This window comes from Gelidibacter salicanalis (assembly GCF_016469035.1).
GTDB lineage: Bacteria > Bacteroidota > Bacteroidia > Flavobacteriales > Flavobacteriaceae > Gelidibacter > Gelidibacter salicanalis_A.
Genome location: NZ_JAEHJZ010000616.1, coordinates 1 through 261 on the forward strand (window position 1 = coordinate 1; position 261 = coordinate 261).

The window sequence follows — 261 nt, forward strand, 5'->3', positions numbered from 1 at the left end:
CATTACCCATGACTATGACGGTGCTGTCTTGGGCGAAGGCGTCGTGTCACTTTTGGCGATCCCGATCATTGCCGGGGGAACGCTTCGGGGCCTCATCTACGTGGCCGGACATCGCCTCTCGACAGGGTCGCTGGAGGAAGTGCTTTCGCAGCATCCGGATGTCGCTGAGTGCGCGGTTCTCGGATTGCACGACGAGCTGAAAGGCCAGCGGGCTGCTGGGTTCATCACGATGAAGCACGGCCGCAATCGCCTAGAGCATTA

Annotated in this window: 1 protein-coding gene; it reads left to right on the plus strand. The window is 60.2% G+C overall.

Annotation, left to right across the window (positions count from 1 at the left end; all coding sequences use genetic code 11):
• Nucleotides 1–261 (plus strand): AMP-binding enzyme (locus JEM65_RS22145; protein ID WP_439953529.1); only part of this gene is annotated, 261 nt, incomplete at both ends.